The organism is Dictyobacter arantiisoli, assembly GCF_008326305.1.
Taxonomy (GTDB): Bacteria; Chloroflexota; Ktedonobacteria; order Ktedonobacterales; family Ktedonobacteraceae; genus Dictyobacter; species Dictyobacter arantiisoli.
The window spans coordinates 87,504-106,376 of sequence record NZ_BIXY01000011.1 but is presented as its reverse complement, the minus strand read 5'-3'; the positions used below and the strand labels follow the sequence as shown (position 1 = coordinate 106,376).

Below are 18,873 nucleotides of genomic sequence, written 5' to 3'. Positions count from 1 at the left end.
GATCATGTTTCCTCCCTGAGAACGGTGTTGTTTTTGTCAATTTCACCTTAACTCTCAGGGATTCTTTTTGTCAATTTGTTCGTCAATTGTCACATTGGTTCACGCTCACTTTGAACCATGCCTTATCATTCCTTTTATTCGAACCGTATTGGGGAGTACCCTCAATCCCCCCGGAAGGGAGGCAATTTTATAGCATATTATAGTAGGGTAAGATATGTCTTATGGTATTGTATTTATCTTCCTATGGAACCGGGCATAGGTGAGCATTGTTGTAAATGTTGGCTTCTGGTACATTTCAATAGCTAGATATATTGTTCATGAGATGACACCATGGCTTCAATTTCATAAAGCTCAGATGATAGGGATTGAGAATTGGAAGGAGTATAGTTTTATGAGTACTTTAAAGCAGCAAAAAGTTGAAATATGTATAGTCTATGCTGAAGAAGATACCTCGATTTTCGATGTCTTCGAGGTTCACTTACGTTCTCTTATTAAGCATGCTATTTGCCAGCAATGGACCTGCCTGCGTCTTAACGCAGCCCGCAAGCCCGATCCAGTCGTGATCAAGGACGCGCAGATCATCTGCTTGCTCATGAGCGATCATTTTATGGATGCTGTGGTGGAGAATACGGCCGTGTTTGAGCTGTTGCTGGAGCGTTACCATAATGGCAGTGTCATTGTTATGCCGATTCTGCTCCACGAGCTTATTTGGGATGCATGGCGTGCCAGCGAACTCAAAGCCTGCCTGGAGCGCTCCCGTCCCATTATCACCTGGTTGGCTGAAGAACACGATTTTGCCTATGTACAGGAAGGGATCGAGATTGCGTGCGAACAGTTAGAAGTTCGCAGTCAACGTGAAGATTCCTTCGCATTCTACCTCAGCGTGCAAGATATGTATGAATCTGTCCTCAGTGATCAGGCCGGTGGCTGCACAAAGACGGACGATGATACTATCACATGCCTGGATATGCTCACTACCTTTTATGTGCGCCGAGCCCTCTATGTAGAAGCTCAACAAACCGCGCAACGAGCACTCCGCCAGCGCCAGAGCATGTCAGGTACAAAGCGCACTGAGATCGTCGCCAGCATGGATAAGCTCGCCTTTATCGAGCTGCGCCTGGGACACTATGACGCCGCCGAAGATTTGTACAAGCAAGTGCTCACGAATGAACCTCTCACCGAACGCAGCATCGCCCCATCGATACATGCTGGCCGCCTTAACAATCTGGGCGTCCTCTATCAGCGCAAAGCCTATTATGCCGAGGCGCAGGCCCTCTTCCAACGCGCTATCGAAATAGCTGAAGGGGAGCGTGACATCGAAGATCACTCCATCGTTCGCAGCATCAACAATCTGATCAGCGTCCTGAAAATCCAGGGCAAAGACAGTGAAATCGCCGCCTTACAATAATATATCTGGAGTGATAAACAGAGAAATATCCAGTTTGTGTAGCGATCCTCTCGTCAGCAAGAGAGCAAAGATCCCGTTAAGATTCAGCATAGAGCCATATGTCCCCTATAATTGAATACAGTCCAGATTATACGTATACTTATATGTGCCGGTATTACCAAAATCTGCTGTATTTAATGAATAGGGGTCTCGCGCATGTCTATCAGCCCACCGTCTGCTGCGATCAAAGTCTTTATATCCTATGCTCGCGTCACTGAAGACGAAGTTTTACTGAAAAAACTGCTTACTCATCTCAAGCCTCTGGCGCTCTCAGGGAAGATTGAATTCTGGCAGCCACTTAATATTCTGGCGGGCGAAGATAAAAATAAAGAAATAGCGGAACACTTAAATCAAGCTCAAATAATACTCTTATTGATAAGTTCAGATTTTATCTCATCAGATTCCCAGTATGGTTTTGATCTGACCCGAGCCATGGAGCGGCGCGCCGAACATACCGCACACGTCATTTCTGTTCTCTTGCGACCGACCTATCTGGATGGAGAGAAGGTTGGCGATCTGCAAGCCTTACCCCAAAACGGGAAGCCAGTGACAAAATGGCCTGATCTGGATGATGCATTTGTAGATATTGTGAATGGTATTGCACGCGTGGTGGAGGAGCAAAAGAAGGTGGTATTAGAGCAGGCCCGGACCATTCAGGAGCCGTTTCATAAGTTAAATAATATCCCATTTGAGCGTAACCGCCTCTTCACCGGACGGGAGGCTTATCTTGCCGATCTACATACCGCCTTACGTGAAGCACAGACCGCGGCCCTGACACAGGCCATCAGCGGACTGGGGGGGATTGGCAAGACGCAGACTGCCCTGGAATACGCCTATCGCTATCAGCACGAATACGAGCAGATTCTCTGGCTCACCGCCGACACCCGTGATACTGTCCTCTCCGGTTTAAGCCGGATTGCGCCGATATTAAAATTGCCAGTCCCGCAGGAATCAGAGCAGACAGTGATTGTGCAGGCCGTACTGCGCTGGCTGGAGGCGCATGAACACTGGCTCTTGATCCTCGATAACGTCGAGAATCTGGCGGACATTAAGGACCTGCCGCCGCAGCATGCGCGGGGGCACACCTTGATCACCACCCGCTCCCAGATCGTCAGCAGACGGGCGCGCCACCTGGATCTAGCTATCATGGACGCAACTGAAGGGGCAACCCTGCTCCTGCGGCGTGCCGAGATCATCGAACAGCGCCAGGAGTTGTCGCAGGCTACCCTGGAGGATCAAGAAGCCGCCAGCAAGATTGTAACCGAACTGGGTGGCCTGCCTCTGGCCCTCGATCAGGCCGGAGCCTATATCTCTGAGACAGGATGTGGACTGGAAAGGTATCGTCAACTCTATCAGCAAAAGCGCCTGACCCTGCTCAAGCGCAAAAGCAGCACTGATCCCGGTGATTATCACGATACCGTAGCCACCACCTGGTCTCTATCTTTTGACAGGGTGCAGCAAGCGAACCCTGCCAGTGTCGAATTGCTCTACCTCTGTGCCCTGTTGGAGCCAGACGAGATCCCTGAAGAGCTATTTAGCAAAGGAGCGACGAAGTTAGGTCCAGTATTAAGTACCCTTTGTTCCGATGATTTCGAGTTCAACGAGCTGATGATACCTTTGCGTAATTATTCATTGATCCGGCGTAATCCCAACCAGATCTTAAGCATCCATCGACTGGTCCAGGTCGTCTTGCAAGAGAGGATGGCTGAGCGTAATTTACGTAAAATCTGGGAAGAAAGAGCTATCGACGCGCTGGCTTTAAGCATACCGCCAGCCGACTACGAGCAAGATCATTGGGCACGCTGCCTGACCTATCTGCCGCAGATTCAACACGCCATAGAACTGCTCGGAGCGCGGCCCACTCCATCCGACATCAATGTCCAGCTATGGCACTGGTATGGGAATGTGCTGGATAAGCAGGCTCGCTATCAAGCAGCCGAAACCGCATATCTACAGGCGCTCACGCTCAGTGAGGATGTCCTGGGCAAGATTCATCCGGTGACCGCACGCATACTCAATGATCTGGCGGAAGTCTCTCGCCTGCAAGCACACTTCCAGCAGGCCGAGCAGTACAATCAGCATGCCTTAACCATGCGCGAGACCCTCTTTGATACTGAACATGCCGAGACCGCGACCAGCCTCAATAACCTGGCCCGCTCTTATCAAGAACAGGCAAAGTACCATGACGCAGAGCCGCTTTATCAAAGAGCCCTGAAGATTAAAGAAGCCATCTTCGGCCCTGAACATGCCGAAACCGCCAGCAGCCTGAACGATCTAGCCACGCTCTATGACGCGCAGGGCAAATATAGCCAGGCGGAAGTTCTGGACAAGAGAGCGTTAGCTATTCGAGAAAAGGTGTTAGATAGCCAGCACCCGGATGTCGCCTTAAGTTTGGATAATCTGGCAGGGTCGTATAAGAGCCGGGGGAAGTATGAGGAAGCGGAGCCGCTGTATAAGCGAGCCCTGAAGATCCGAGAGCAGGCGCTGGGTGGGCAGCATCCCGATACGGCGACGAGCTTGGGTAACCTGGCAGGGTTGTATCAGAGGCTGGGGAAGTACGAGGAAGCGGAGCCGCTGTATAAGCGAGCCCTGAAGATCCGAGAGCAGGCGCTGGGAGGACAGCATCCCGATACGGCGACGAGTTTGAATAATCTGGCAGGGCTGTATCAGAGCCAGGGGAAGTATGAGGAAGCGGAGCCATTGTATAAGCGAGCACTGAAGATCAGTGAGCAGGTGCTGGGTGGGCAGCATCCTGACACGGCGACGAGTTTGGGTAGCCTGGCAGGGTTGTATGAGAGTCAAGGGAAGTATGAGGAAGCGGAGCCATTGTATAAGCGAGCCCTGGAGATCCGAGAGCAGGCGCTGGGAGGACAGCATCCCTATACGGCGACGAGCTTGGGTAATCTGGCAGGGCTGTATGAGAGCCAGGGGAAGTATGAGGAAGCGGAGCCGCTGTACAAGCGAGCACTGGAGATCCGAGAGCAGGCGCTGGGAGGACAGCATCCCGATACGGCGACGAGCTTGAATAATCTGGCAGTATTATATAGAAGCCAGGGGAAGATTAAAGAGGCTATGTCTCTTAGCAGACGAGCCCTGGAGATTCGCGAAAAGACATTGGGTCCGCAGCATCCCGATACGGCTAATAGTTTACATAATCTGGGAATGCTCTATGTTGATCAGCGCTTTTATTCACTGGCGGGACCATTATTGAAGCGATCTCTGGCTATTTACGAGCAGGTCTTGAGTGCTCAACATCCTGATACGATACTGGTGCGCAAACATTATATGGAGTTGCGTGCGCTGATGAGGCCTGTGGGGAAGGGCAGCTCTGCGAAGAAGAAGAAGAATGGGAAGAAGTAGTTCTTTTCTCTTTAGCGGTCGGTTGTTACGGGCAATACCGCTAAAATAAGAGGGATTTTGACGAAAAACGTAGATGCGCCCCGAACGCAAGTGAGGCCCGTTTTCCCGTGAATCGTACGAAACTCCTTTCCCCGTAGCTCCGCATCCGTACCCCAACCAGGAAAGCATGGCGTAGTAGAGAGAGCGTTGGGGTGAGATGGTCTTAATTCTCAACAATTCCGGTCTGTCCATCCATTGTCTGGTGAAACAACACCAGAAGGCCCGAACCCTTGCACTCCCAGTATTCGGATTTTTCTCGGTATTTAAGCGGTATCGGCTGTTACAGGCTATAGGGCATTTTGGGATAGCCTATTAGTACATATATATCTGGTATTACAAGAAACTCTATGGTATACTTTGAGCGTAAATAAGCTACTGTGGGTTCTGCTTCTGCTGGCTAGCTGCCAGCTATTATGTCAATTGTCTCTTGTGTATGGATGGAAGGGTGTTACGGGTGTTGTTGTGGAGGTTGTGGCGGATGTTCCTCGTTGTCGCTGTAGATTGGTCAGTTGGTTGCTCTCCATTGCGTCACTTAGACGGTTTTCTTTTTGGCTATCTGGCTTGACAAGGGCTTTTTGTTTCGTTAGAATTAGAACATAGTTTCTAGATATTGCCAGCATTCAGTTACTGATTGCTAGATGGTCATGGGCAAGAGTTGTTCTTGTCTGAGGTGTTGTTTCTTCATCGGGTATTGGTTTGGTAGGCGTTTTTGTGAGTGGAAAGGGAAGGCGCGCAATGCCGGTTCTTGAGTCTACGGATAAGATTGCACCTAAAAGTATCTTACGGCATCGACCCATTGAGGGTCCGACAAGTCGTGGGAAGCAGCCGAAGTCGTTTGTGTCGGATGCGGCAATTCCTACACCAATCCTACGGGCATCCCGTCGCCTGCGCCAGCACGCTCATGAGGAAGCGGCCCCGGCTGATCGAGCTTCGCATCTTGCGGACCAATCAGCTGAGCTGTTGAGCGATGGCCGAGCCTTGCTGCGTAAAATTGTGCGTAGTCGCCCTGGTCCAGGGTCACGAGCCGTGCGACCTCTTCCGCTCAACACTTCATCCCCGGGGCGGAAGCCACGCCGCATTACCTCTGCTTTTGTGTTCTCTATCGTGCTGGGTATGGCCGGGATGGTGCTGTTGTGGATGCTGTTTGGTCTTGTCTCTAACTGGGGCACGACGCTGTGGGATGATGCCCACTATGGCCGACCGCGTACCTATCAGACTGATGTGCGGGTCGGGCATAATCATGATCAGACAGGTACACCCAGTCATTTTATCGCTCTGAACTTGCAGCGCCGCATCCAGGTGATCGAGTTCCCAGGAGGGGATGCTACGCATACGCGGGTATTTCTGGTCCCGCTGTTAGAGCCACCCAGCACTGATCTGGTCCCCGTGACGCTTACGTTTGTCGATGTCAATAATGATAAGCAACTCGATATGGTTGTGCTGTTTGAGCAGCAACGCGTCGTCTTTCTCAATGATGGGCAGAGCTTTCGTCTCCCCCTGCCGTCTGAACAGGATCAGGTGGCGCAGTCATTACGCCAGTTGGGGCTGTCGCATTGATAAAGTTAGACACCTGATACATACCTTCTATCATGTCGTTGATATAAACTAAACAGCTATCGGCATAGGGATAGCGTGCGCTGTTAGCATAACATGATAGAAGGTAACGTTTCAAATGCGATTAGTGACCGGTACCATTGCGTTGTGCGTCGGCCTTTTTGTTGCTGCGTCCAGCGGATGCATCTAAAGCAGCCTGAGAAAGAACCGCACCAACCGAGAAACCAACACGTTTACGCGCCGGAATCGTGATCTGATCGCCACCGCGAATCGATTTGACACGGCGCGGCGCCACATCCCGCAGGTTCCAGGTGCCGAAACCCATCAGACGCACTTCATAGCCCTTGGCAACGCCCTCACGTACTACTTCGGTGAAGGCATCGATGACTTTATTGGTCTCTTTTAAATTCATGCCAGCCTTGGCCGCAATCTGATGAATCAGCTCGTCTTTACCGACGACAATGTGTTCTCTATCTGGTGAACTGGTTTTCATTAGAATTCTTACTCCTCACAAATGGTGTTTGCAGAGAAAAATAATGCCTCTGCTCATAACGTCAATGCGCTATAGCATTGTCATTGTTATTGATCGGCTACGTGCGGTTAACAGTGCAGTAACCTTGCGCATTGGCATAGTGTTGTCTACCACTTTCACTATACAGACCGCCACCAAATGCTAGAGATTCGCCTTGTGGGAGGCTCCACCTGTCATTAAATAATTGCCTTGAACAGGTGTGCATCTGCCCATCTTTTCTATTGACAACGCCCAATGTTTCTGTTATATTACATCCATCGTTAAATGAATCAATTTCACGTAGCGAAAATGCAACTTTAAGCGCGGGGATAAAGTGTTACGGTAACACATCGCACTCTCATGCGGAATTTCTAGGTTCGACTCCTGGATATCTCCATTTTTACTTTCCACAACTATGACTGATATTCATAAACATTTGCCTAAAATTCTAAAGCTGGTGCGTACCACATTTGAGGCTGCTCCACGCGTTCTCAATGTTGAGACACTGGCTCTTCTCGCACAAGAGATCCATACCCGATTGCTTGAAGCACTGCCGGGCAGCTATGGCGTTGCTCGTAGTTCCCTCACTCATACTGCCTCCACAACCTCGCTACCGATAGATATCGTGCTGTATGATAAGCTGCACAGTGAGGATAACAGGTTGACTGCTAACCAATATGCCCTCAAAAGCGTGCTGGCAGTGATCCAACTCTGTCCTACTATGGAAGAAGCAGGCTTGCGAGAGGCAGTGGAGGCCATAGCCAGTGTCAAAGCATTACGACCTTATCGACCCATTCCGCTGGCGACACAGGCCGTCTCTGATCTGAGTACGCGTGTCGAAAAGATTCCCAAACAGGCTCTGCCTATCGGTATCATCCTGTCTCGGCGCGGTGCTACTGATAAAGCTCATCGTCAAGAAGATACTGAATCTCTGAGTTTACGGTTATACACATTGATCACCGAACAGCCACTGGCGCTGCGCCCCGATTATCTGTTCGCTCTTGATGACGCCCTCTATTATCGCAATCCCGCCTTTGATGGTCGGGTTTTAACAGGCCATGAGACGGGCCTGTATCGAGAGCCTGATCATCCTAATTTTCCTGATTGTTATGTTTGTAAAGAGCGCTTTTTTCGTCAGCACTTTTTTTATCGCCATCTCTGCGCGCGTTGTGGTGATCTCAATTATGCCAGACGTAGCCAGCAGGCGGATTTGCGCGGCTTTGTTGCAGTGGTTACTGGTGCTCGTGTGCGCATTGGCTATGCGGCAGCCCTCAAGCTCTTGCGCGCCGGGGCCAGCGTCATCGTGACGACACGTTTTCCTCACGATGCAGCCGGACGTTATGTGCGCGAACCCGATTATGCTCAATGGTGTGAACGCCTGGATATCTATGGGCTGGACTTGCGCTATCTGCCAGGCATTGAGCGTTTCACACAATATGTCGCGACCCATTATGGACATCTGGATATCTTAATCAATAATGCCGCGCAAACGGTCCGAAGGCCGCCAGCCTACTATGCTCATCTGCTTCCCTTTGAGATGCAGCCCTATGCAGCGTTGCCAGCGTTATTACAGGTTGTGCTGCGTAACGAACAACTTCTGCTTGCCCCGGCAAACGATAGTTCCAATCATGCTCTACAAGTACCTGAGACGATGCCTTTCACCCTGAGCACCTCATCGCCCTCTCATAGCTCTGCCGCGTTCTCACAGCTCTCGATTATGGCGAGTGATGAGCGGATCGATCCACAGCATTTTCCGCCTGATCGCTATGATGAATCCGGACAACAGCTTGATCTACGTCCCGACAATAGCTGGACCAAGCGGCTAGAACAACTGGCGATGCCTGAAATTCTTGAGACACAATTGATTAACTCGATTGCGCCCACAATGCTGATTCAGCAGTTTCAGCCCTTGCTGGCTCGACATCAGCATGCAGGCGCATCCATCATCAATGTCTCCTCGATAGAAGGGCAATTCGCGAGTATGAAAACTGGCGTGCATCCCCATTCAAATATGGCGAAAGCGGCACTAAATATGTTAACCTTAACGATAGCGACCGATTTAGCCCGTCAGGGTATCTACATCAATAGTGTGGACCCGGGTTGGATTTCGCAGCAGGTGCCCTACGCGCATCGTATTCCTGACGAGAAAATACCTCTCGACGAGATAGATGCGGCCGCGCGTATCTGTGACCTGATTTTTCAAACCGCACAGTGTGGACAGTCCGAGTATGGAAAGTTTTGGAAAGATTATCTGATTGCTTCCTGGTAAGCATCTCTGGACGTAAGCATCTCTGGACCTGTTCGTGTAATCCCACCCGGGATGCGCCTTCAGTGCGTATTCAGAAGGTAGTCGTCGTGTACTCTGGATAGATGTTTCCATAGAGATTGTCACAATAGAAAAGGACAACAACGTGAAAGTCGCTTATATTTTCAGTACCACTGGACATACAGTCAGTTACAAATTGGGGAAGATGATCTTGCCTCAGTTGGAGGCTCATCGTCATGGAGCTGAAGTCGTCGGCATGTTCTTCTTTGACGATAATACCTATGCCCTGCGCAAAGGCGATCCGCTGGGTGAGCGTTTGAGCGCCGTAGCGAAAGAGCAAAATATCTTGCTCATGCTCTGCGATCAATGTTCCAGTGAGCGCGGCCTGGCCCGCTCGATTGGCGATGGTAAATTTGAGCCCGTGGATACTGTCGAAGGTGTACACGTCGGTTGCTTCCCTGATCTCTATGCCGCCCTCGAAACCAATCCACCTGATCAGGTGATTACCCTCTAGAAGATACCCGCAAGCTCTTGCCAGGTCCTTATCGGCGATTTTACGTTAATAAGGACCTGGCTTTTTTGGGTGGTCACCCGTGATTTTTTGAGGATATACGCCAAATACCATATACTTCTTTCTACACCTTGTATTTTTAAGATGAGCACTTTGTAAAAACTGACGTTTGTGACTCATACTAGCATTTGTATGTGGTTGAAAAGAAAGAGCTGTAGCAGAAGTTGAAACCTGTGTATTTTATATAGATGACAGATTGCTAGTTTGTTCGTTTGTTCATCTGGCAGCTTAACTAATCCTGGAGTATCTATGGATAATCATAATCAGCATTCTTTGTCTCTACAGGTCAATGAAGATGTGCAGTTGAAACTACTTGAGGAGCGGCATAGCACTGCGTATTATGAGCTTACTGATCGCAATAGACGGTATCTGCGTGAATGGATGGGCTGGTTGGATGAGGAGCGTTCTGTTGAGCAGACATGTGAATACATCGCTATGAGACTTCAACAGTATATTCAACATCAGGGTTTCTTACTGGGAATCTATTATCAGCAGCGGCTGGTTGGCTCAATTGGTTTGCATGCGCTTGATTGGTCGAAGCGCAAAGGTGAAATTGGATATTGGCTCGATGCAGGCACGCAGCGCCAGGGTGTGATGACCGACGCCTGTCGCGCTTTGACGACCTATGCTTTTGACGAATATCAATTGAACAAGGTGGAGATCCATTGTGGAGTGGGGAATCTGCGGAGTCGTAGGATTCCAGAGCGCCTCGGCTATAAGCTGGAAGGGATAGTACGCCAGAATGAATGGCTCTATGACCATTATATTGATCATGCGATCTATGGCATGCTGGCGGGCGAGTGGGACGCAGAAAAAACATTTCGTTAAATGAATACCTGAGAGGCTCTCCAGCTTACCTTCCGGTTAATAGCTCAAAAGCCTCTTCGGGCCTGTTTATGCGTTCTCTGTTAATCGTTCATATTGACCCAGGTGGCACCCTTTTGCGAGCTTTCGACGGCTTTGGTAATAAAATGCATGCCGCGCAGGCCATCATAGACAGTAGGATAGCCGCCGAGTGGCTTTTCGCCTGACTCTACGCGACGAATATCCGCGATGGCTTGCTTATAGATATTGGCAAAGGCTTCGTAAAAGCCTTCGGGATGTCCTCCCGGGAGGCGCGTGGCGGCCTGTGAACTCTCGCTGGTATAGGGGGCGTTGGTGCGATGGATCTGAGCTGGCTGTCCAGGTTGCTTGAAGAGCAAGCTATTTGGTTCCATCTGGTGCCATTCCAGTCCCGCACGGCTACCATACACGCGGATACTCAGATTATTCTCTTCGCCAGCGGCGATCTGCGAACAGGTGAGCAGTCCTTTGGCCCCATTTTCCAGGCGCAACAGCATATTGGCATCGTCATCAAGCTGACGACCAGGGATAAAGGTACTGAGATCAGCGCTGAGCGAGGCGATCTTCAATCCGGTGATAAACTCAAGCAAATTCTCGGCATGGGTGCCAATATCTCCTACACAGCCCGCGATGCCGGATTTGCTTGGATCGGTGCGCCATGCAGCCTGCTTGTTTCCGCTCTGCTCCTGTGGCTCCATCAGCCAATCCTGGATATATTCGACAATGACTTTGCGAATACTGCCGAGGGCTCCACTGCGTACCAGATCGCGTGCCTGACGAACCATCGGATAGCCAGTATAATTGTGGGTCAGGGCGAAGATCAGATTGCTCTTTTCTACCAACTCCACCTCTTCGCGCGCCTCTTGCAGGCTGAACGACATGGGCTTGTCGGATATGACATGGATGCCCTGTTGTAAGAAGGCTTTGGCGACTGGATAATGTAAATGATTCGGTGTTGCGATAATCACAAAATCGATACCATCTGGGCGGGCGGCCTCTTGCCGCGCCATCTCTTCATAACTGGCATAGGAACGATCCAGAAACCAGGCCTGTGCGGACTCGGCGGCGCGCCTGGGATCCGTTGACATCGCGCCTGCCACCACATCTGCCTGACCATCTAGTTCGGCGGCCACACGATGTACGGCGCCGATTAAAGAACCTTTGCCACCGCCTACAATGCCGGCTCGTAAACGACGATGTGCTACATCTCTGCTCATTGCGCTGCTCTCCTCTCTGTGTATCCTTGCATTTATCTTCCACGTTGAAGGTATCTATCCTGTCGTTAATTTTTTACCGCCTGCTAGCTTGTATGGGTCAGACCATGGGTTGTTCCTGAATAGTGTACATGCCCAGACAAGCCAACAGGACAGCATCTGGACGGGAAAACCTAGCGATCCTCGCTCCATTCGTGTTTACCCGCATCCAGTGGCTGAGGGCGCTCACATTGGCTACTGAGTTCGATATGTGTACCCTGATCAGACGCATCATGGAATGACTGCATGATGTCGAGTACGTGGTAGGCCAGATCACCACTGGCACGATGCTGACGACCAGAATTGATAGCATACGCCATGTCCGCCAGGCCGATGCCACGGCTATTTTCCGTGTATGCATGCGTTAATGGCAGATCCTGCCACTCACTATCCTGCGCCTTGCGGATGTAGACCGGACCACCGAATGTATTAGGATCAGGGACAATCAGAGTTCCTTCAGTACCATAGATCTCAATACGTGGCAACTGATGGGACCATACATCAAAACTCGTGATAATTGTCCCGATTGCCCCACTGGCGAAATCCATGATACCAGCGATATGGGTCGGGGTATTCACCTGAATTTTTGAGCCATACTTTGGCTGGCTGGTAATGGTGCGCTCAGGGAAGGTAATGCGGGTTGAGGCGGTGACGCGGCGTACCGGGCCAAGCATTGCGATCAGTGCTGTCAAATAATAAGGACCCATATCAAACATGGGGCCAGCGCCGGGCTGATAGAAAAAGTCGGGATCGGCATGCCAGCCTTCGGGACCATGACTCAGCATAAAGGCTGTCGCCGCGACTGGCTCTCCAATCAAGCCATCATTAATGGCCTTGACACAGGTCTGGATGCCACCGCCTAAGAAGGTATCAGGTGCGCAACCAACGCGTAGGTTTTTTGCTCGTCCTGCTGCCAGCAATGCCTGCCCTTGCTCCCGATTGATGCCTAATGGTTTCTCGCTATAGGTTGCTTTGCCAGCTTCAATTGCAGCTATTCCAATCTCGGCATGTACTTTGGGAATCGTCAGATTCAGCACAACATCGATATCCGGATCAGCTAACAACTCCTCGGGTGTACAAACTTTCGGTACATTATAGCGCTCAGCCTGGGCACGTGCACGGCCCAAATCGATATCAGCGCATGCAGTAAAGCGTAATATATCAAATTTAGCGGGTGCTTCTAAGTAGATTGAACTGATCTGTCCACACCCAATCACACCAACATTCACTTTTGCTTTAGTATTCAAAAATAGACTCCTTCTCTGTCCGTGCCCGCGATTGCTTTATCGGGGCTTTTATCCATTCATTACAAACATCATATCATGGTAAAAAAAGATTAATCAAGGCGTAATAAGCTCTTTTCACATTTCCGGAAAAAAGAAAAGATAGTTAATAAGCATTATTAGATTAATACAAATAATAGCAGTGATTGATGCTTAAATCGGAATATATGATAAGCAAGGGAAGAAGCATCTCGAGTAAGCAGCGTAACATCGGGATGCTCCTTCTCCTGCTAGCAAGAACTTGCAACTTAGCGGCGAGTGTCGCGCAAGGCTTTATAATCCTCCAGACTCAAGCGGATTGTCGCGCTGGCGACATTTTCTTCCAGATGTTTCAACGAGGATGTCCCTGGAATGGGGAGCATGGCACCGGAGCGTCGGAGCAACCAGGCAAGAACAATCTGACTGCTGGTGGCATCATATTTCTTCGTAATCTGGCGTAGCGTCTCGGTTGAACTCAGGGTATCGCCTCCCAGCGGTGCCCAGGGAATAAAGCCAATGCCATTGCGTTCGCAGTAGTCAATCAGTTGTTCGGATGCGCGGTCAGTCGCATTATAGCGATTCTGGACCGTCACAATAGGAACAATTTTGCGGGCGCGGTTCAATTCTTCGGCGTTGACATTTGAGAGCCCAATATGTTGGATTTTTCCCTCTTCCCGCAAGCGAGCAAGCTCGCCCACCGATTCTTCTAATGGCACAGCGGGATCGATACGATGAAATTGATAGAGATCGATACGAGCCAGTTTCAGGCGACGCAGGCTTCCCTCCAGTGCCTCACGCAAATGTTGCGGGCGTCCATTGGGAGTCCACACGCCGGGACCGGGGCGTTCTAATCCGCCTTTGGTCGCGATAACTAATCCTTTGGGATAAGGATAGAGAGCCTCGGCGATCAGTTCTTCACTGACGTTGGGGCCATATGCGTCGGCGGTATCGATAAAATTAACCCCCAGTTCGACAGCACGGCGCAAGACTGCCAGGCTTTCATTCTTATCATTGGGTGGCCCCCAGATGCCCTGCCCGGTCAAGCGCATGGCCCCAAAACCTAAACGATGGATAGGCCGATTTCCGCCAAGAGTAAACGACCCGCAGGCGGCGGCAGGTGACTGTTGAGTATCTGACATCTATAGCACTCCTCTTGTATGTATTTCTTTCTATTATCTCATACGGTATAGTGATCTTTAAAGATGAGCAAAGGCATTCTCTCATTTTATACCGTACTGATGAGATAGCTTTTTTTCTCTTAGTGATTCTCCCTACTGTGTCAATATCTGACAGGCAAATTAATTTCATCTATACATACTATAGCAAACGAGCGCACGATTTGATCATTAGTCCTATCTTACATTGACTTCTATAATTTCTCACCCCCAATTTTCTCATCCAATCCAGGCTCCCATGAATAGATAAGCATGGTATGTGCTCACATGATTGTGCACGTGACTCCTTTTATAAATGGAGAGTTGAGAGAGACACGTAACAAAGAGATTGTATCGTGCGTGTTTCTTATAGTGCTATTCTATTGCGTAGCAGAGGAACTGTTTGCTGTCTTCATGAACAGCAAGTAGAGAGGTCGCAGCAAGAGGAGTGGCGTATAGCACTTGCCTGCTATAGTGGATGTGTGCTCGATTACAGGAGGTAGTTAGATGGATGGACCAGATGACAAGCTTTCTTTGCTGGAAACTGGAAGCGTAAAGCGGTCTGATAGCCAGTCATATGCCGCTCGAATTACCAGACAGCCGAAAATGAGATCTATTCTGCTACGAGCTCTTCTTCTGGCTCTTGTGTTTGGAAGCGGCATGGTTGCTGGCTGGCAGTTTGAAATGCATGATCTATCCGGCAGTGGCTTGCAAACGGGCAGTAATGCGGTTCCGTTGCTGCCTGAAGGACATCCTGATAGCCGAGAAGCGACTCGTGAGCAGGTGATCAAGAACATCCAACCAGCGGTTGTTCAGATTGATGTCAAGAGCGCGACCGGAAGTAGCGTTGGATCAGGCGTGATCATTGATCGGCGTGGCTACATCATCACCAATAATCATGTGATCGAAGGGCAACAGAGCATCCAGGTTGTCATGTTCAATGGTCTCACCTTGTCTGCTCGTCTGATTGGAAGTACACCGGCAGATGATCTGGCGGTCATTAAAATCAATCCTAACCATGCTAAACTATCCGTCGCCATCATCGGAGACTCCTCACGCCTGTTAGTAGGTCAGGATGTGCTTGTGATCGGCAATCCACTGGGTATTACCCGGACCGTCACCAGCGGTATTGTCAGTGCGTTGGGGCGCAACGTCGTTACTGGTGAAAACGGACACATCCTATCCGAAACGATTCAAATCGACGCCGCTATCAATCCTGGCAACAGTGGTGGCGCGCTGATAGACATGCGTGGAAACCTCATTGGTATCCCCACTCTTACGGCTATTGTTCCCGAATACAAAACACCCGCTAATGGAGTCGGCTTTGCCATCCCTTCTAATCGTATTCAAGTCGTCGCGCCGCGCCTCATCAGCGCTGACCGGCATCAAAACAAATTGTGATGCTCTCCTATTTGGATTGATGCATGATTTGTTCGAGCTGCCCCTGCAATAATTTCAGTGCCATATCGGCTGGATAGATTTTTGGTTGTTGGATCGCCAGATAGACATATTGTTGGATAGCATTGGCGACCTGAGGATAGTTTACAAGCTGTGGACGATTTTGCGCCGTTCTCAGGATATCTGGAATCTTCTTGAAAAAAGGATTAAAATCATCGATGTATTGATCGTTGTATATATCTTTTAAGGTCACGGGAAATGTTTCCTTGACGGCAAGATATTGTTGTGCATCCTTCTCTAGCATCCATTTGATGAAGGTCCAGGCATCATCTTTATGGGGAGAAAATGCATTAATACCCAGTTGCCAGCCGCCCAGGCAGGCCCGCGTGGAGGTGGAACCGGCAGGCAAGGCCGTGACATTGAACTGTTCAGCGATCTTTGACTGTTGCGCATCATTACTCCAGAAGATATGGCTTGGCCAGTTACGCATAAAGACAGCTTTCCCATTATTCCAGGTGGTGTTTGAACCTGATTCGTCGTACCCCAGCACTTGCAGGGGCGAGATGGCCTGTGGACCGTGTATCCAATCGATCATGGTTTGCAGTGCCTGGACTGCTTCCGGGTGGTAGATGGTTACTTTTTTGGGATCGTGCGGGTCAAAGAGGTGACCACCAAAACTTGAGAGTACTTCAACAAAATTGCACATCAGCGCCTCGGTTTTGATGCCCTGCCAGACATAGCCATAGGCTGCCTTGCCGCTGCGGGTCGCCTCTAAGGATAGGCTTTTCAATTCATCCCAGGTCGTAGGTGCTGTCTTCACGATGTCCGTGCGATAAAAGAGCACGCCAACATCGGTGTGTAGCGGCGCCGCCCAGATATGCCCATCAAAATTGACAGCCTGCAAGGCATTTGGAAGATAGTTAGCGCGATCCTGAATGGGTTGCCAATAGCGATCTAATGGTTCAAGCCAGCCATTGGTCGCAAATTCTTTCATCCACACCACATCCAGTGATATCACATCGGGACGATATTGATCGCTCTTGATATGGTTCATGACATCATCATGGGGATTATATGGCGATCCCGGTGACAGGCGCATTTGTTGGATCTGGATGTCAGGATGAGTTTCATTAAACTTTCTCGATAAATATTGGAACGAATGATTTTCATCATCCTCGCTATGCCAGTAAAGATTGGCGGGTTGCTGTGTACAAGCGGACAACATGCTTCCCAGTCCAGCACCCAGCATGCCAACCGTAAGCAGCATCTGGCTGCACTGGCGGCGTGTTATCCGGTGGTCATTCCATCCGGCCAGACCTTTTTGAGATGCAGTGTCCATAGTGATACCTCCTGATGAACCTGAATGATGTGACTGTTGTCTCTATCATTAAAAGTAGCCTGCTTCGACCGCGATAGCATGTGTTAATTCAGATTGGATCTGGAGCACCAGAACCGCTTTGTTGTTTGGTGTGCTGGTACCAGGCGTAAAGGCAATCTGCCCACTTAATCCATCTTTAAACGGTTGCGCGGGTGTATACTGCAGAAGCCTCTGCCATAAGGTCGTTGGCGTCAGTTGTGGAAGCTGTTCTGTCGATTTATTGAGTAGTAAGGTGGCATCATAGCCCAGTATCGCCACGCTATCAGATCGTGTATACGTATAGGGATTTCCAGTATGAGTTAGATCTGGATTGAACGCTTGCTTGTAGTCATTGATGAATGCAGGTGCTTGTGCTATCTTTTGGGCGCGCCACTCATCGGGAAATGCATAACTGGTAAAGTACATATTGTCGAATTCGGCCTTACTTGCCTGCGGTGCATGCACAAATTGATAGATATTATCGCCTCCCATGAATTTCATTTTTTGTTGATGTTCATTCAACTTTTCCATCATCAAACCAGCATCTTCAGCCGGGCCGGTAAAGTAAACCAGATCAGGGCTGTTATCAATTAAATCTTGCACCACTTGATCGATACTATAGCTGCTATTATCGGCATAATCTAATGCTGATACTAATGAGCCACCAAAGGCTGTATAGAAGGCTTTCTCAAGGGCCACTGAATAGACATCTGTGCTGCTATAGACGACCGAAACTTTACACACATGCAATGAGTTCTTCATATACTCAAATGCCGATCTGGCTTCATCCTGTAATGAAGGAACGATACTGAGATAATTGGCAATCGCTTTGCTAGAGATCGTAGGAGCGATGGAGATGATAGGGATGCCCTGCCCGCTTAACAGGTTAGTCAGCGTATCAAAGCCAAACGGCAAGCCTACGATGGCATTGATCGTATTTGTTTGCTCCAGTTGATTGATCTGATTGAATAGGGATTGCTGGATGCCGTCCGCCCCGGGGCCCGCAGGATCGCCACCTGCGGCCAGCAAGATCCTGATATGCGTTCCAACAGAATGGCTATCATTGTATTCTTTTTGTGCAATGTAGAGTCCTTGCATGAGATCACGATTGTAATTGAGAATACTTGCATTTGTAGAACTGGCGACCACTGCTAAATAAGTAATGTAGCGACCTGTGAAAGTACTCTTGCACTGCTGATCCTCATAATAAATATTCGCCTCGGCATCGGTGGTATCATATTCTCTGGCCCAATCCAGATAAGAGCAACCCAGTATGGATTGATGGGACTGAAAAGCCTGCCGCGCCTCTATTTTCAGCTGACCATCCATGCGTTGTAGATCAAAACTACAACTGCCATCACAGATGCCATAGTATTCTCCACTATGAATTTCATGTAGTCCCAACCCTGTCGGCGCAAAGGCATGCGTAAGTGCAGGAAGGGCAGATAATAATGGCAAGATCAATAGAATAAAGGTTACTACGATAATTATGACCGTCATGAGCTTTTTACTTATCAGATGTATAGGAGCGAAAAGTAGTTTGGGGGTCTGGCTTGTCGTTTCCGATAGGGGGAAGCGAGCAATAATACCAACAATGATATCTAGCAAAATTACCGTGATCAGCAGGTAACGATTTGAATAGAGTATTTCTAGTAGCGTCCCACGCAAGCCAATTGAAAAGGCGGAAGGTATGGTCAGGAGGCTAGCTAAGGAATTCATCAGGATATCATAGAGAAAGAGTCCCCAGGCGAGCGCCTGCCATTTCCACAGCCTGCGGCACGTTACTATCAACCAGGGTGGCAGCGGTTTTTGATTATCTGCAAGGTTATCTTTGTTTTGCTGATCCATTCTATCGCCT

General features: G+C 49.5%; 13 protein-coding genes and 1 tRNA gene. 8 read left to right on the top strand and 6 right to left on the bottom strand.

The window, feature by feature from the left end; genetic code table 11:
- Positions 1-391 precede the first annotated feature (391 nt).
- The 3 genes from F1593_RS05780 to F1593_RS05770 all read left to right on the top strand — a co-directional run bounded on the left by F1593_RS05780 (position 392) and on the right by F1593_RS05770 (position 6,403).
- Positions 392-1,408 carry a tetratricopeptide repeat protein gene (locus F1593_RS05780; protein ID WP_172631892.1) on the top strand — a complete coding sequence of 339 codons (1,017 nt, stop codon included), beginning with the start codon at positions 392-394 and terminating at the stop codon, positions 1,406-1,408.
- Between the two features lie 195 nt (positions 1,409-1,603).
- Positions 1,604-4,807 carry an FxSxx-COOH system tetratricopeptide repeat protein gene (fxsT, locus tag F1593_RS05775; RefSeq protein ID WP_149400596.1) on the top strand — a complete coding sequence of 1,068 codons (3,204 nt, stop codon included), beginning with the start codon at positions 1,604-1,606 and terminating at the stop codon, positions 4,805-4,807.
- 774 nt (positions 4,808-5,581) lie between these two features.
- Positions 5,582-6,403, top strand: coding sequence for a hypothetical protein (locus tag F1593_RS05770; protein WP_149400595.1), 822 nt, complete (start codon positions 5,582-5,584; stop codon positions 6,401-6,403).
- 121 nt (positions 6,404-6,524) lie between these two features.
- On the opposite strand, the gene F1593_RS05765 is transcribed toward F1593_RS05770, so the two are convergent.
- A complete protein-coding gene (locus F1593_RS05765; RefSeq protein WP_149400594.1) occupies positions 6,525-6,893 on the bottom strand; it encodes an HU family DNA-binding protein in 369 nt (122 codons plus the stop codon).
- A gap of 343 nt (positions 6,894-7,236) precedes the next feature.
- Here F1593_RS05765 and F1593_RS05760 point away from each other — a divergent pair.
- The 4 genes from F1593_RS05760 (at position 7,237) to F1593_RS05745 (ending at position 10,576) form a co-directional block, all read left to right on the top strand.
- Positions 7,237-7,308, top strand: a tRNA-OTHER gene (locus tag F1593_RS05760).
- A 60-nt stretch (positions 7,309-7,368) separates the two neighbouring features.
- A complete protein-coding gene (locus F1593_RS05755; RefSeq protein ID WP_172631891.1) occupies positions 7,369-9,180 on the top strand; it encodes an SDR family NAD(P)-dependent oxidoreductase in 1,812 nt (603 codons plus the stop codon).
- Between the two features lie 142 nt (positions 9,181-9,322).
- Complete coding sequence (locus F1593_RS05750; RefSeq protein ID WP_149400592.1) at positions 9,323-9,691, top strand: SaoD/DsrE family protein; 369 nt, start codon at positions 9,323-9,325, stop codon at positions 9,689-9,691.
- Between the two features lie 306 nt (positions 9,692-9,997).
- Entirely contained in the window at positions 9,998-10,576 is a 579-nt protein-coding gene (locus F1593_RS05745) for a GNAT family N-acetyltransferase (protein WP_149400591.1), read from the top strand.
- Between the two features lie 80 nt (positions 10,577-10,656).
- On the opposite strand, the gene F1593_RS05740 is transcribed toward F1593_RS05745, so the two are convergent.
- From F1593_RS05740 to F1593_RS05730, 3 genes are all read right to left on the bottom strand, one after another.
- Complete coding sequence (locus tag F1593_RS05740; RefSeq protein WP_149400590.1) at positions 10,657-11,808, bottom strand: Gfo/Idh/MocA family protein; 1,152 nt, start codon at positions 11,806-11,808, stop codon at positions 10,657-10,659.
- A 170-nt stretch (positions 11,809-11,978) separates the two neighbouring features.
- A complete protein-coding gene (locus F1593_RS05735) occupies positions 11,979-13,091 on the bottom strand; it encodes a Gfo/Idh/MocA family protein (protein ID WP_149400589.1) in 1,113 nt (370 codons plus the stop codon).
- A gap of 284 nt (positions 13,092-13,375) precedes the next feature.
- The gene (locus tag F1593_RS05730; RefSeq protein ID WP_149400588.1) at positions 13,376-14,245 is read right to left on the bottom strand and encodes an aldo/keto reductase; all 870 of its coding nucleotides are present in this window, start codon (positions 14,243-14,245) and stop codon (positions 13,376-13,378) included.
- 522 nt (positions 14,246-14,767) lie between these two features.
- Between F1593_RS05730 and F1593_RS05725 the strand changes: the two genes are divergently transcribed.
- Positions 14,768-15,661, top strand: coding sequence for a S1C family serine protease (locus F1593_RS05725; RefSeq protein WP_149400587.1), 894 nt, complete (start codon positions 14,768-14,770; stop codon positions 15,659-15,661).
- 7 nt (positions 15,662-15,668) lie between these two features.
- On the opposite strand, the gene F1593_RS05720 is transcribed toward F1593_RS05725, so the two are convergent.
- Positions 15,669-16,997: an ABC transporter substrate-binding protein gene (locus F1593_RS05720; RefSeq protein ID WP_149400586.1), complete on the bottom strand. Its 1,329-nt coding sequence runs from the start codon at positions 16,995-16,997 to the stop codon at positions 15,669-15,671.
- A 48-nt stretch (positions 16,998-17,045) separates the two neighbouring features.
- Complete coding sequence (locus tag F1593_RS05715) at positions 17,046-18,863, bottom strand: ABC transporter substrate-binding protein (RefSeq protein WP_172631889.1); 1,818 nt, start codon at positions 18,861-18,863, stop codon at positions 17,046-17,048.
- Positions 18,864-18,873: the final 10 nt, after the last annotated feature.